The sequence below is a fragment of the Brachybacterium sp. AOP42-C2-15 genome (assembly GCF_052377065.1).
In the GTDB taxonomy this organism is placed as follows: Bacteria; Actinomycetota; Actinomycetes; order Actinomycetales; family Dermabacteraceae; genus Brachybacterium.
On sequence record NZ_JBQSWK010000016.1, the window covers coordinates 17,963 to 31,615 of the forward strand.

Annotated in this window: 9 protein-coding genes; 8 read left to right on the forward strand and 1 reads right to left on the reverse strand. The window is 69.7% G+C overall.

Translation table 11 applies throughout. The features are described from left to right. Positions 1–60: 60 nt before the first annotated feature. A complete protein-coding gene (locus tag ACT3SQ_RS10495; RefSeq protein WP_441446080.1) occupies positions 61–2,337 on the reverse strand; it encodes a bifunctional alpha,alpha-trehalose-phosphate synthase (UDP-forming)/trehalose-phosphatase in 2,277 nt (758 codons plus the stop codon). A gap of 354 nt (positions 2,338–2,691) precedes the next feature. On the opposite strand from ACT3SQ_RS10495, the gene lysA reads away from it, so the two are divergent. From lysA to rpmE, 8 genes are all read left to right on the forward strand, one after another. After that, a complete protein-coding gene (gene lysA / locus ACT3SQ_RS10500; RefSeq protein ID WP_441446079.1) occupies positions 2,692–4,104 on the forward strand; it encodes a diaminopimelate decarboxylase in 1,413 nt (470 codons plus the stop codon). 118 nt (positions 4,105–4,222) lie between these two features. Further along, positions 4,223–5,572: a homoserine dehydrogenase gene (locus ACT3SQ_RS10505; protein ID WP_441446078.1), complete on the forward strand. Its 1,350-nt coding sequence runs from the start codon at positions 4,223–4,225 to the stop codon at positions 5,570–5,572. 4 nt (positions 5,573–5,576) lie between these two features. Then, entirely contained in the window at positions 5,577–6,635 is a 1,059-nt protein-coding gene (gene thrC, locus ACT3SQ_RS10510; RefSeq protein ID WP_442332099.1) for a threonine synthase, read from the forward strand. Then, positions 6,632–7,546, forward strand: a complete 915-nt coding sequence (gene thrB / locus ACT3SQ_RS10515; RefSeq protein WP_441446076.1) for a homoserine kinase — start codon at positions 6,632–6,634, stop codon at positions 7,544–7,546. Before thrC ends, thrB begins: the two co-directional genes overlap by 4 nt. A 330-nt stretch (positions 7,547–7,876) precedes the next feature. Next, positions 7,877–10,057 (forward strand): transcription termination factor Rho, encoded by a 2,181-nt coding sequence (gene rho, locus ACT3SQ_RS10520; RefSeq protein WP_444601123.1) that lies wholly within the window; start codon positions 7,877–7,879, stop codon positions 10,055–10,057. A 206-nt stretch (positions 10,058–10,263) separates the two neighbouring features. Beyond that, positions 10,264–12,279 (forward strand): aldo/keto reductase, encoded by a 2,016-nt coding sequence (locus tag ACT3SQ_RS10525; RefSeq protein WP_441444770.1) that lies wholly within the window; start codon positions 10,264–10,266, stop codon positions 12,277–12,279. A gap of 5 nt (positions 12,280–12,284) precedes the next feature. Continuing rightward, complete coding sequence (locus ACT3SQ_RS10530) at positions 12,285–13,259, forward strand: LacI family DNA-binding transcriptional regulator (protein ID WP_441444771.1); 975 nt, start codon at positions 12,285–12,287, stop codon at positions 13,257–13,259. 131 nt (positions 13,260–13,390) lie between these two features. Next, positions 13,391–13,600 (forward strand): 50S ribosomal protein L31, encoded by a 210-nt coding sequence (gene rpmE / locus ACT3SQ_RS10535; RefSeq protein ID WP_345079107.1) that lies wholly within the window; start codon positions 13,391–13,393, stop codon positions 13,598–13,600. The last annotated feature ends 53 nt before the right edge of the window (positions 13,601–13,653 follow it).

Consider the following 13,653-nt stretch of genomic DNA (forward strand, 5'->3'; position numbering starts at 1 on the left):
ATGAAGAGCCGGGACGTCGTCAGCAGACGGCGTCCCGGCTCTTCTCTGTTCCGCTGAGGATCAGCTCTGCTCGCCCCGCAGCGCGAGCAGCCGCTGCAGCACGCCCCGCACCGCCTCGGTGTCCGAGATCCGCAACGTGGCCGCGGTGTCTCCGCCGCCCACCTTGAGCCCCACATCATGGGCGCCGAGCTGGGCGAAGACGGATTCGTCGGTGACGTCGTCACCCAGGTAGAGCCACGCGTCGGCGGCGCTCGCCCGGGCCAGGGCATCGATGGCCACCCCCTTCGAGGTGTGGACGACGGCGAACTCCACCACCTCCTTGCCCGGCGTCACGGTGACATCCGGCAGGGTCGTCGCGTATTCGAGCGCGGACTCCGTGGCGTTGATCGCGCCGCGGCCCTTGGCATTGCGGGTGTGCAGCACCGCAGCCGTCGGCTTGGTCTCGACCTCCGTGCCCGGATGGGCACGGGCGATCCTGCGCAGGGTTGCCGTGATCGATGCGAGCAGGTCCTCCTTCTCCGGAGTCATCGCCAGCGCCGTCTTGTCGACCACCTCAGCCTGCATCCACGGCGGCAGCGCCCCCACCTCCGCACCGTGGGATCCCACCAGCACCACCGAGCTGGGCATGTTGGTGAGCGCGTCCAGGTCGGCCAGCGCCCGCCCCGAGACCAGGGCGACCGCGACGCCGGGCAGCTCCGAGAGCTCGCGCAGCGCGGTGAGCGAAGGGAAGTCGGGCTGGACCGCATCGCGATCGGCGACGATCGGTGCGAGCACCCCATCGAAGTCCGAGGCGATCAGCAGCCGCGGCACCTCGGTGAAGTCCTTCAGCGCCGTCTCGATCTCTGCGTCCGCGCTGGTCTTGTCCCCTCTCAGGTGCACCACCGGGGTGGTCTTCTGCTCCGGGGTCCGGGACTCTTCGAGCTGCTGCAGGAAGCTGTGCGCCCAGGCCTGCACATCCTGCTCCATCACCTGATGGCGCAGGGAGCGCATCGCCTCCTCCTGCTCCTCGGGCGGCATCGCCAGCGCCCGCAGCGTCGCCGCCTTCAGCTCGTCGATGTCATGCGGGTTCACCAGCACCGCGGCACGCAGCTCGTCGGCGGCGCCGGCGAACTCGCTGAGCACCAGCACCCCCTGGAGGTCGGGCCGGGAGGCGACGTACTCCTTGGCCACCAGGTTCATGCCGTCGCGCAACGCCGTCACCAGCACCACGTCCGCAGCCATGAACAGCGCGGTCATGTCGCGGCGATCGAAGGAGTGGTGCTGATAGGAGACGGCGGGGCGGCCGATGGGGGCATGCTCGCCGTTGATCCTGCCCACGATCAGCTCGATCTCGTCGCGCAGCTGGCGGTAAGCCTCCACCCGTTCCCGGGACGGAGTGGCGACCTGGATCATGACCGTCTCGTGCGGATCGATAGACCCGTCATCGAGCAGCTCGCCGTAGGCCTTGAGGCGGTGGCGGATGCCCTTGGTGTAGTCGAGGCGGTCCACTCCCAGCACGATCTTCTCGGGCTCGCCGAGGTCTCGGCGCAGCTGCGCGGCACGCTCCCGGATCTCCGGGTCCTCGGTGAGGGCGGAGACGGCGGCGGAGTCGATCGAGATCGGGAAGGTCTGCACCTGTACCTCGCGCACAGGAGCGGCGCCGAGGCCGGGCACGAAGATCGTCTTCCCCTCGACGTGGTAGCCCAGGAGCTTGCGCACCGCCGCCACGAAGTTCAGCGAATCGCTCTCGCGCTGGAAGCCCAGCAGGTCGGCGCCCAGCAGCCCGCGCAGCACCGAGTTCCGCTTGGGCAGCTGGGAGAACAGCTCCACGGCGGGGAAGGGGATGTGGTTGAAGAATCCGATCCGCACGTCGCTGCGCGAGGCCCGGATCATCTGCGGCACGAGCTGGAGCTGGTAGTCGTGCACCCAGATCATCCCGCCCTCGGCCGCCACCTGGGCCGCGGTCTGCGCGAAGCGCCGGTTCGCCGAGAGATAGGTGTCCCACCAGCCGCGATGGAACTCCGGCTCGACGATGACGTCGTGATAGAGCGGCCAGAGGGTGCCATTGGAGAACCCCTCGTAGTACCGCTCGATGTCCTGCTGGTCCAGCCGTACGGGGTACAGGCTCATCCCATCCGCGTCGAACGGGTCCGGAGCGTCTCCCGGGGAGCCGCCCCATCCCACCCAGGCCCCCGAGTCGACGTTGCGCATCACCGACTCCATGGCCGTGACCAGGCCGCCGGGGCTGGTCACCCACTCGGTGGCACCATCGGGAAGCGTGCGTGAATCCACCGGCAGCCGGTTGGCGACCACCACCAGCTGGTGGTGCCCGCCCTGAGTCGAGGATGCTGAGGGCATCGGGTCTCCTTCGCGTCGAGTCGGGTGAGGAGGCGAGGGGGCTGTCGTCGCCCGAGAGCGACGGACAGGGCTCCCGCGCCGATATCTCGACACTATCAAGTGCGCTCACTCACCCCGTCGCGCCGGAAGGCCCTGAGCCTGCCGGTGAGCTGGGGTTCTGACCGGCGTGGAGGATCCCGGCCGGCTGGATGGGCACAGCTCTGAGCCGGCTGGACGGGCACAGCCCGGAGGGGCGTTCGCGGACCGGACGCGCCTGCGCCGTGCGCGGTGGCGCGCCTACCCTCGGCAGGGCGCCGATGGCGCGACCCTTCGGCACGTCCGCCGGGGCGGGAGAGTGCGAGACCAGGAGCAGATATGCGCGCCCACGAAGCCGGAGCCCTTCATGGCAACGATGCCGCCCCCACCTGGCTGCCCTATCCGACCGATGTCAACACCCTGATCGATGGGCTGTGGTCGCGCAACACCTCCAGGAATGCACAGGGCGCGGTCGAGGTGGGCGGGGTCGACGTCCACCGCATCGCCGAAGAGGTGGGCACCCCTGCGTTCGTGCTCGACGAGGAGGACTTCCGCCACCGGGCCCGGGCCTTCCGCGATGCCTTCGCCGAGGCGTTCCACGCGCATGCCGGGGCCGATGTCTACTACGCGGGCAAGGCCTTCCTGTGCGGGGCGGTGGCCCGCTGGGTCCAGGAGGACGGGCTGGGCCTCGATGTCTGCACCGGCGGCGAGCTCGCCGTGGCGCTGCGTGCTGGATTCCCCGCTGCCCGTATCGCGCTGCACGGCAACAACAAGTCCGAGGGCGAGATCCGCCGCGCCCTCGAGGCAGGGGTAGGCCGTATCGTCATCGACTCGCTCGAAGAGATCGAGCTCGTCAACGCGCTCGCCGAGCAGCTCGGCGTGCGCACTGCCGTCATGCTGCGGGTGACCACCGGTGTGGAGGCGCACACCCACGAGTTCATCGCCACCGCGCACGAGGACCAGAAGTTCGGTCTCTCCCTCTCCGGAGGCGCCGCCCTGGAATCGGTGCGTCGCGTGCTCGAGGCACCCCAGCTGGACCTGATCGGCCTGCACTCCCACATCGGTTCCCAGATCTTCGACACCGGCGGCTTCGAGGTCGCCGCACGCCGCGTGCTCGGGCTGGTCGCCGAGGTCCGGGACGAGCTCGGTCACACCATCAAGAACCTCGACCTCGGCGGCGGCTTCGGCGTCATGTACAACACCCAGCACACGCCGGCCACGCCGGAAGCGCTCGCGAACGGCATCGCCCGGATCGTTGAGAAGCAGTGCCTCGAGCTCGAGCTCGACGTGCCCCACGTGTCCTTCGAACCCGGCCGCGCGATCGCCGGCCCCTCCACACAGACGCTCTACTCCGTGGGCACCATCAAGGACGTGCGCCTCGGCGGCCCTCATCACCGCCTCTACGTCTCGGTCGACGGTGGTATGAGCGACAACGTGCGCACCGCCCTCTACGACGCCGACTACTCGTGCCTGCTCACCGGTCGGGTCTCCGACGTCACCCCCGAGGTGGTCCGCGTGGTCGGCAAGCACTGCGAGAGCGGCGACATCGTGGTCAAGGACGAGTACCTGCCCGGCGACGTCCGCCGCGGCGACCTGATCTCGGTCCCCGTCACCGGTGCCTACTGCTATTCACTGGCCTCGAACTACAACCATGTCCCGCGACCGCCGGTGGTCGCGGTCCGTGATGGTGAGATCCGCACCCTCATCCGTCGCGAGACGGAGGAGGACCTGCTGGGCCTCGACGTCGGCTGAGCTTCCGGCGGCTGTCGCAATCGTTCATGCAGGGTCACGGAGCGCCCTCCCCCTCGGATACAGTGCGGGGGCCCGCCTCCGCCGATCCGTCGGACCCCGTGGAAGGACCACCTCGCAGATGTCATTGCACCATTCAGGCAGCCCGGTGTCCCCGGATCTGCCGACGCTCCGAGTCGCCGTCCTCGGCGCCGGGACCGTCGGCTCTGAGGTGCTGCGCCTGCTCTCCCAGCAGGGCAGCGAGTTCACCCACCGGATCGGGGCTCGGCTCGAGGTGATCGGCGTCGCCGTGCGCGATCTCGGCCGGGACCGCGGAGAGCACGTGCCCGCGGCCCTCCTCACCGACGACGCGACCCGCTTGGTGCGGGAGGCGGATCTGGTGGTCGAGGTGATGGGCGGCATCGAGCCGGCCCGCACGCTGCTGCTGGACGCGATGATCCACGGAGCCAGCGTGGTGACCGCCAACAAGGCGCTGCTGGCCCAGGACGGTGCCTCGCTCTACGAAGCGGCCGACGCCCATGGCGTGGACCTCTACTTCGAAGCAGCGGTCGCCGGCGCGATCCCGCTGGTGCGCCCGGTGCGCGAGTCCCTCGCGGGGGACCGCATCCAGCGCGTGCTCGGGATCGTCAACGGCACCACCAACTTCATCCTCGACGCCATGACGCGCACCGGGGCGAGCTTCGAGGACGCCCTGGCCGACGCCCAGGAGCTCGGCTATGCGGAAGCTGATCCGACGGCGGACGTCGAGGGCCACGACGCGGCGGCGAAGGCGTCCATCCTCGCCTCGCTCGCCTTCCACAGCCGGGTCCGGCTCGCGGACGTGCACTGCGAGGGCATCACCGCCGTCTCCGCGCAGGACATCACCGCAGCCGCCCGCATGGGACGCACCATCAAGCTGCTCTCGATCGTCGAGCGGATCGAGGAGGAGGGCGGCGAGCGGATCTCAGCCCGTGTCTACCCGGCACTGATCCCCGACCACCACCCCCTGGCCTCGGTCTCCGAGGCGTACAACGCGGTGTTCATCGAGGCAGAGGCCGCCGGCTCCCTGATGTTCTACGGACAGGGTGCAGGCGGTGCACCGACCGCCTCCGCGATTCTCGGCGACGTCGTCTCCGCTGCCCGCGCCCGGGTCCATGGGGGAGTGGGACCGCGGGAGTCCCGCTACGCCGAGCTCGAGTCGATCCCGCTCGAGGAGTTGCGCAGTGCGTTCTACGTCTCCCTGACCGTGCAGGACCGCCCCGGTGTGCTCGCCGAGATCGCCGGCACCCTCTCGGGCTACGGGATCTCGATCTCGACCATCCACCAGGAGCTGCTGGACGAACGCGGAGAGGAGGGGGAGCAGGCCCGTGCCCACATCGGCATCAGCACCCATCGTGCGCTCGAGTCCGCGATGACCGCCTCTCTGGATGTGTTCTCCTCCACTGCCACGGTGCTCAGCATCGATTCCGTCCTGCGCATCGAAGGAGAATGACCCAATGGCACACCAGTGGCGCGGCGTCCTCGCCGAATATCTCGAGCACCTCCCGTTCACCGCGAACGACACCCTGCTGACCCTCGGGGAGGGAGGCACCCCGCTGCTGCACGCGCCCACCCTGTCGAAGACCGTGGGCGCGGACGTGCACATCAAGGTCGAGGGGATGAACCCGACGGGCTCCTTCAAGGACCGGGGAATGGTCTCCGCGATGACGAAGGCGCTGAACGACGGTGCGACCGCTGTCGTGTGCGCCTCCACCGGGAACACCAGCGCGTCGGCCGCCGCCTACGCCACCGCCGCGGGCCTGACCTGTGCGGTGCTCCTGCCGCAGGGCAAGATCGCTGCTGGCAAGCTGGCCCAGGCAGTGGTCCACGGTGCCAAGCTCATCCAGGTCGACGGCAACTTCGACGACTGCCTCGAGATCGCCCGCAAGCTGGACGCAGAGCATCCGATCGAGCTCGTGAACTCCGTGAACCCCTATCGGCTCCAGGGCCAGAAGACCGCCGCTTTCGAGGTCAGCGATGCCCTGGGCAGGGCTCCGGACATCCACATCCTCCCGGTCGGCAACGCGGGGAACATCTCCGCCTACTGGATGGGCTATCGCGAGTACCGCGAGGCAGGCATCACGCAGTCGCTGCCGCAGATGTGGGGTTTCCAGGCCGCCGGCTCCGCACCGTTCGTGGCGGGCCACCCGATCAGCGACCCCGAGACGATCGCCACCGCGATCCGGATCGGCGCGCCGGCCTCGTGGGACCTCGCCGTGACCGCGCGCGACGATTCCGGTGGTCTCATCGATGCCGTCACCGACCAGCAGATCCTCGATGCGCAGAAGCTCCTCGCCGGCGAGGTCGGTATCTTCGTCGAACCAGCTTCTGCGGCCGGCGTCGCCGGCCTGCTGCAGCAGGCCGAGCGAGGGCTGGTCCCGGCCGGGGCGACGATCGCGATCACGGTCACCGGCAACGGACTCAAGGACACCGACACCGCCCTGACCCAGCACGACCTGACGCCGACCGTCGTGCCGGTCGACATCGCCGCCGCAGCGGAGGCCATCGGCCTGTGAGGATCCAGAACACGCGAGTGTCCGTGCAGGTCCCCGCGACCTCCGCGAACCTCGGGCCCGGTTTCGACACCCTGGGGCTCGCGCTGGACCTCTGTGACGAGCTGACGGTCGAGGCGACCACCGGTTCGATCGAGATCGAGGTCGAGGGAGAGGGCGCCGGTGCGGTCCCCGCAGGGGAGGACCATCTGGTCGTGCGTGCTCTGCGCCGCGGTCTGGATCATGCCGGTGCTCCCCAGACCGGACTGCGGTTGCGCGCGCTGAACCGGATCCCGCATGGCCGTGGCCTGGGCTCGAGCGCCGCGGCGACGATCGCCGGCCTGCTGCTCGCGCGGGGGATGATCTCTGATCCGCGGGCTCTGGATGACCAGGCTGTCCTGCAGCTGGCCACTGAGTTCGAAGGGCATCCCGACAATGCCGCCCCGGCGCTCCTGGGTGGCGTGGTGCTCTCCTGGATGCACGGCGACACGGCCCGCGCAGTGTCCCTGGCCTGTGCTGAAGGAGTGCTGCACCCTGTGGTGCTGCTGCCGCGCACGACGCTCTCCACCGATCAGGCCCGCGGTCTGCTCCCCGAGCACGTCCCTCACCAGGATGCCGTCCACAACGCCTCCCGTGCCGCGCTGCTCGTGCACGCGCTCAGCGGCGCTCCCGAGCTGCTGCTGGACGCGACGGAGGACCGCCTCCACCAGGAGCAGCGCTCCGCAGGTATGCCCGAGAGCATTGAGCTGATGAAGGTGCTGCGCCGTGAGGGCCACCCTGCAGTGGTCTCCGGCGCGGGCCCTTCGGTGCTGGTGCTGTCGGGACATCGCAGAGAGCTCGCCCCCTTGGTGCGTCGCTTCGTCACGGACCCCGAAGCCTGGCGGATCGCTGAGGTGCGGCTGCGAGAGATCCCTTCCGCCCCTGTGGTAGGTTGAGCCTGCGTCCAGGCGATATCGCACGGCGCTGAACCCTGCAGCAGATCCCCGGTGGATGCTGTGCGCAGAACTCCGCGCCTCGATGTGTCCCCTGATCAGTGCTTCGCACGGTCCTCGCGCACCCTTCATGATGTGCCCCGCAGGTCCGTGCACCTCCGCTGACGCACCCAGAACCACACCGGCAGGCCGACCACAGATGCCTTGCATCCTGGGGGAACAACCCTGCTCGGACCAGTCGCTGCAGCACCCGGAGCCCGAGAGCTCCCGGCGTTGCGCGGCATCCAGACCAGAACAGAGCCGGCGAGAACGGCTCGACAGGAAGGAACCCGGGTGAACGACACCACTTCCGGCGCAGACCTTGCGGCGAAGAAGCTTCCCGAACTGCAGGCCATGGCCGCCGAGCGCGGCATCAAGGGCGCTCGTCGGCTGCGCAAGAGCGAATTGATCGACGCGATCCGCGGGGGTGGATCGACCTCAGCAGCACCCGCTTCCGCCGCAGCGCCCGCCGCTGCCGCCCCTGCCGCAGAGGCCCCCGCCCAGCAGGCAGCTCCGGCGCGGAGCGAGGCTCCCGCCGAACAGGCTCAGCAGAACCCGCAGGGCGAGTCCGGCGATGACCGGGCCGAGCAGGGCACCCGCAGCCGGTCCCGTTCCCGTCGCGGCAGCCAGGCTGCCGCACGACAGGACGAGGGCGCCCCTGCACTGGGCATCGAGCTGCCGAGCAGCTCCGCCTCGCGCGGGCAGCAGGACGAGCGTGCAGAGGACGCTGCAGAACGTCACGAGGACCGCAGCCAGCAGGACCGCGGCCAGCAGGATCGCAGCCAGCAGGACGACGGCCGCGAAAGCGGCGGTCAGCAGCGTGGTGGACGCGACCAGCAGCGCGGTTCGCGCAGCGGCAACCAGCAGGGCGGCGGCCAGCAGAGCGGTGGCCAGCAGGACAGCACTCAGCAGAGCGGCGGCCAGCAGGGTGGCAACCAGCAGGGTGGCAACCAGCGCCGCCGGCTCGAAGACATCGAGCTGCCGGATCGCTCCGGCGAGCAGGATGACGATCGCCAGGGCGGGGATGACTACGACGACGACCGTCGCGGTCGGTCCCGCAGCCGGAACCGTTCCCGCGACCGAAAGCGTCGCGGCCGTGGCGCTGCGAACGAGCAGGACGGTCAGGGCAGCCAGGGTGGTCAGGGTGGCCAGGGCGGTCAGCAGGGCCAGCACCACCAGGGCGGCCAGCGGAGCCAGGGCGGCTCGTCGACCCAGGGCGGCCAGCAGGACGGCGGTGACTCCCGCGACGGCGATGAGCTGATGTCGATCGCCGGCATCCTGGACATCCGCGACAACAACGCCTACGTGCGCACCACCGGCTACCTGCCCGGTGCGAGCGACGTGTACGTGACGATGAATCAGGTCAAGCGCGCAGGTCTGCGCAAGGGCGATGCGATCACCGGGCAGGTCAAGGCGCCGCGCGACGGCGAGGACCACTATGTCGAGCAGCCGCAGCAGCACCATGGCGGTGGCCGGAACCGCCGCGGCAAGAGCGGCGGCGGTGGCGGGAACCAGAGCAAGTACGCGGCGCTGGTGCAGGTCGACACCATCAACGGGATGCCTCCTGAGCGTGCGCGCCAGAGGGTGGACTTCAGCAAGCTCACTCCGCTGTACCCGGACGAGCGGCTGCGACTGGAGACCGATCCCAAGAGCGTCGCTCCCCGGCTGATCGATCTGGTCTCGCCCGTCGGCAAGGGCCAGCGTGGACTCATCGTCGCGCCCCCGAAGGCCGGCAAGACGATCATCATGCAGCAGATCGCGAACGCCATCACGACCAACAACCCTGAGGTCCACCTCATGGTTGTGCTCGTCGACGAGCGTCCCGAAGAGGTCACCGACATGCAGCGCACCGTCAAGGGGGAGGTCATCGCCTCCACCTTCGACCGCCCTGCCTCGGATCATACGATCGTGGCCGAGCTCGCCATCGAGCGCGCCAAGCGACTGGTGGAGATGGGCCGCGACGTGGTCGTGCTGCTGGACTCGCTCACCCGCCTGTCCCGCGCGTACAACCTCGCCGCCCCGGCCTCCGGCCGCATCCTCTCCGGTGGTGTGGACGCCTCGGCGCTGTACCCGCCGAAGCGATTCTTCGGCGCGGCGCGGAACATCGAGCACGGCGGCTCGCTGACCATCCTGGCCTCGGCCCTGGTGGAGACCGGCTCCAAGATGGACGAGGTCATCTTCGAGGAGTTCAAGGGCACCGGCAACATGGAGCTGCGACTGTCCCGCCATCTGGCGGACAAGCGCATCTTCCCGGCAGTGGATGTCAACGCCTCCGGCACCCGCCGCGAGGAGGCGCTGATGGGCAAGGAGGAGCTGGCCATCATGTGGAAGCTCCGTCGTGTCCTGGGCTCGCTCGAGCAGCAGCAGGCGCTCGAGATACTCATGGAGCGGGTCAAGAAGACTCAGTCGAACACCGAGTTCCTCATGACGGTCCAGAAGAACACCCCGAGCGTGAACGGGCGCAGCGGCGACTGACCCGGCGTCACCCGTCACTGCGCAGGTCGCAGACGCCGCAGGGCCTGCCCACCGACCATGGTGGGCAGGCCCTGCGGCGTCTGCGGCCGGGAGCTTCCGGGCCTGCTTCCCGGCAACGCTTGTGAGGACGGGGAAGAGGGGATAGCGTGATCCCTCGTGAACGTTCACGTCCAGTGTCGGACCCCTTCAGAAGGATGAACCCCTCCATGCATCGCGATTCCTCCCCTTTCCGCTGGGCTGTTCTTGGCCCCGGCTCGATCGCTCGTCGCTTCGCCTCCCAGCTGCCCGCCTCCCAGGACGGTGTCCTGGTCGCCGTCGGCAGCAGCTCCAAGGAGCGGGCGCAGAGCTTCGCCGACGAGTTCCCCCTCGCGGAGCCCGCGCTGATCGGTGACTACGCCGAGGTGCTCGCCTCCGAACAGGTCGATGCCGTGTACATCTCGACCGTGCATACCGGTCACGCCCGGCTGGCCGCGATGGCCCTGGAAGCGGGCAAGCACGTGCTGTGCGAGAAGCCGCTCACCCCGAACGCCGCCACCTCGATGGCCCTCCTCGATCTGGCCGCACGCACCGGCCGGGTGCTGCTGGAGGCATACATGTACCGCTTCCACCCCCAGACCCAGCGCGTGCTCGACCTCGTCGCCGAGGGCGCGATCGGCGATGTCGCCCATGTCGATGCGTCCTTCGCCTTCGACACCGGCGGCCGCAGCGGGCGCCTGTTCGACCCGGCCATCGCCGGAGGCGGCATCCTCGACGTGGGCTGCTACCCGATGTCCCTGGCCCGTTTCGTCGCCGGAGCCGCACAGGGCCGAGCCTTCGCCGATCCGCTCACCGTCACCGGCCACGGGACCATCGGCCAGACGGGGGTGGACGAATGGGCCACCGCCGAGCTCACACTGCCCGGCGACATCACCGCGAGCCTGCGCACCGGGGTGCGTCTGGCCGATCCGCAGTCCGCGACCATCACGGGCTCCCGCGGCGTGATCCGGCTGTCCGATCCCTGGGCTCTCGGCCAGGAGCCGACGGTGATCGAGCTCGACGTGGTCGGGGAGCAGCCGCAGCGGATCGAGGTGCCGGCCGCCGCTCCATATGCCCTCGAGGCCGATGCGCTCGCCGCGGCAGCACGCGGAGCAGGAGAGGTCCCCGAGCTCACCGCGGACAACTCGCTAGGCCAGGCACGGGCGCTGGACTCCTGGCGCGAGCAGATCGGGCTGCAGTACCCCTTCGAAGCGGAGGACGCAGATATCCCGACCCTCACCGGACGCCCGATCGAGCACGGCTCGGCCCAGACGGGCCCGGCCATGACCTACGGCAGCATCCCGGGGATCGAGAAGCAGATCTCCCGCCTGGTGATGGGCTGTGACAACCAGATGACCCTGCCCCAGGCATCGGCGATGTTCGACGCCTTCTACGAGATCGGCGGAACGACCTTCGACACCGCCTACATCTACGGCGGCGGATACATCGAGAAGCTCTTCGGCCAGTGGGTGCGCAACCGCGGGGTCCGCGAGGACGTCGTCGTGATCACGAAGGGAGCGCACACCCCTCACTGCGACCCGGAGTCGATCACGCGCCAGCTCGAGGAGTCCCTCGAGCGTCAGGGCACGGACTATGCGGACCTCTACATGATGCACCGCGACAATCCCGAGATCCCCGTCGGGGAGTTCGTGGACGCGATGGACGAGCACCTGCGCGCCGGCCGGATCCGCGCCTACGGCGGATCCAACTGGACCCCGGCCCGCGTGGACGAGGCCAACGAGTACGCCCGTGCCAACGGACGCACCGGGTTCGTCGGCGTCTCCAACCACTTCGGCCTCGCCGAGGCGCTGGACGTGCCGTGGGCAGGCTGCGTCCACGCCACCGACCCCGAGTCCAAGGCCTGGTTCGAGGAGCGCGGCATCGCCCTGCTGCCGTGGTCCTCGCAGGCACGCGGCTTCTTCACCGGCCGCGCCCATCCGGAGGACCGCTCGGATGCAGAGCTGGTGCGCTGCTATTACAGCGACGAGAACTTCGAACGCCTCGCCCGCGCAGAGCAGCTCGGCGCCGAGCGGGGGGTTCCGGCCACGGCGATCGCGCTGGCCTTCGTGCTGCACCAGAAGTTCCCGACCTTCGCCCTGTTCGGCCCCCGCAGCATCGCCGAGATGCGCTCGTCCACCCTGGGACTGGGCGTCGAGCTGACCACGGAGGAGATGGCCTGGTTGGATCTCAAGTCGCCGGTACGATGAGCGGCATGCCACGCCGGGCCACGATCGTCGACGTCGCCGAGCGGGCCGGGGTCTCCCGGCAGACCGTCTCGCGCGCGATGAACGATCTGCCCGGCATCAGCGCGGGGACCCGGGAGCGGGTGCTCGCGGCCGCGAAGGAGCTGAGCTACCGGCCCTCGCGGTTCGGCCGCGGACTCGTCGAGCAGGGCCCGATCACTCTCGGCCTGGTGGTGGAGGATCTCTCGAACTCGTACTTCGCAGAGCTCGGCGCCGCAGTGGTCCGCGCCTGCGCACCCCATGGCTGGAACGTGGTGCTCGCCGAGGCGATGAACGCCCCGAACCCTCAGCAGGTGGCAGGGGATCTGGCGCGACGGGTCGACGCGCTCGTCGGCTACGGGGTGCTCACCGACGACATCCGTGGCCGGGGCGGGATGCCGGTGGTCCAGCTGGATTCTCATCGCTCCCATCTCGATGAGGGTGGGGTGGTCGAGCTGGCGCAGGGCACCGCCATGGCGGAGCTTGCCGAGCACCTGGGCCGGTCCGGTGCTCGCCGACCCCTGGTGCTCGACCTCACCGGCGGGCTCGGCCGCTCACGCTGCCTCGCGCTCGCCGCCGCACTCTCGCCGCTGGTCCCAGAGGGCGAGGTGCCGGTGCGCGAGGTGGATGCGAGGGAGGGACACAGGGAGCTCCTCGAGGAGGTCCTCGCCGACGGGGTCGATACGCTCGTCGCCTTCAACGACGAACTCGCCGTCCGTCTGCTGCGGGCCCTGCGCGAGCTCGGGATCACCGTGCCGGACCAGGTGCGCCTGGTGGGCATCGACGGCCTCGAGATCGGCTCGCTGGTCACCCCCGAGCTGACCACCTTGAGCATCGACATCGAGGCGGTGGCCCGGGAGACGGTCTCGCTCGTCGCCGGGATGCTCGACGGCTCCGTCCCGCTGCAGGGGGAGGGCGCCCACCGGGTGGTGCCGTACCGCCTGGAGGTGCGTGCCTCCACCTGAGCAGCGCGATGTTGCGCACGCCGCACCCACAGCCCTCGCCCGGGAGGGGCTGGTCGTGGCAGACTGTGACGTCGGTTCTGGTTCACGGTGCCCGCCGGGCGCCGACCCAGCGACCCCGAGCAAGGAGAGTCATGAAGGCTGATATCCACCCCGCTTACGGCGAGACCACGGTGACCTGCACCTGCGGTAACTCGTTCACCACCCGCAGCACCAAGAGCAACGGTGCCATCAGCACCGAGGTCTGCTCCGAGTGCCACCCGTTCTACACCGGCAAGCAGAAGATCCTGGACACCGGCGGCCGCGTCGCTCGCTTCCAGGCCCGCTACGGCAAGAAGAACTGATCGACGTCTCCGACGCCGGTGCGCGCCTGCGGGCGTGCACCGGCGTCGTCGCA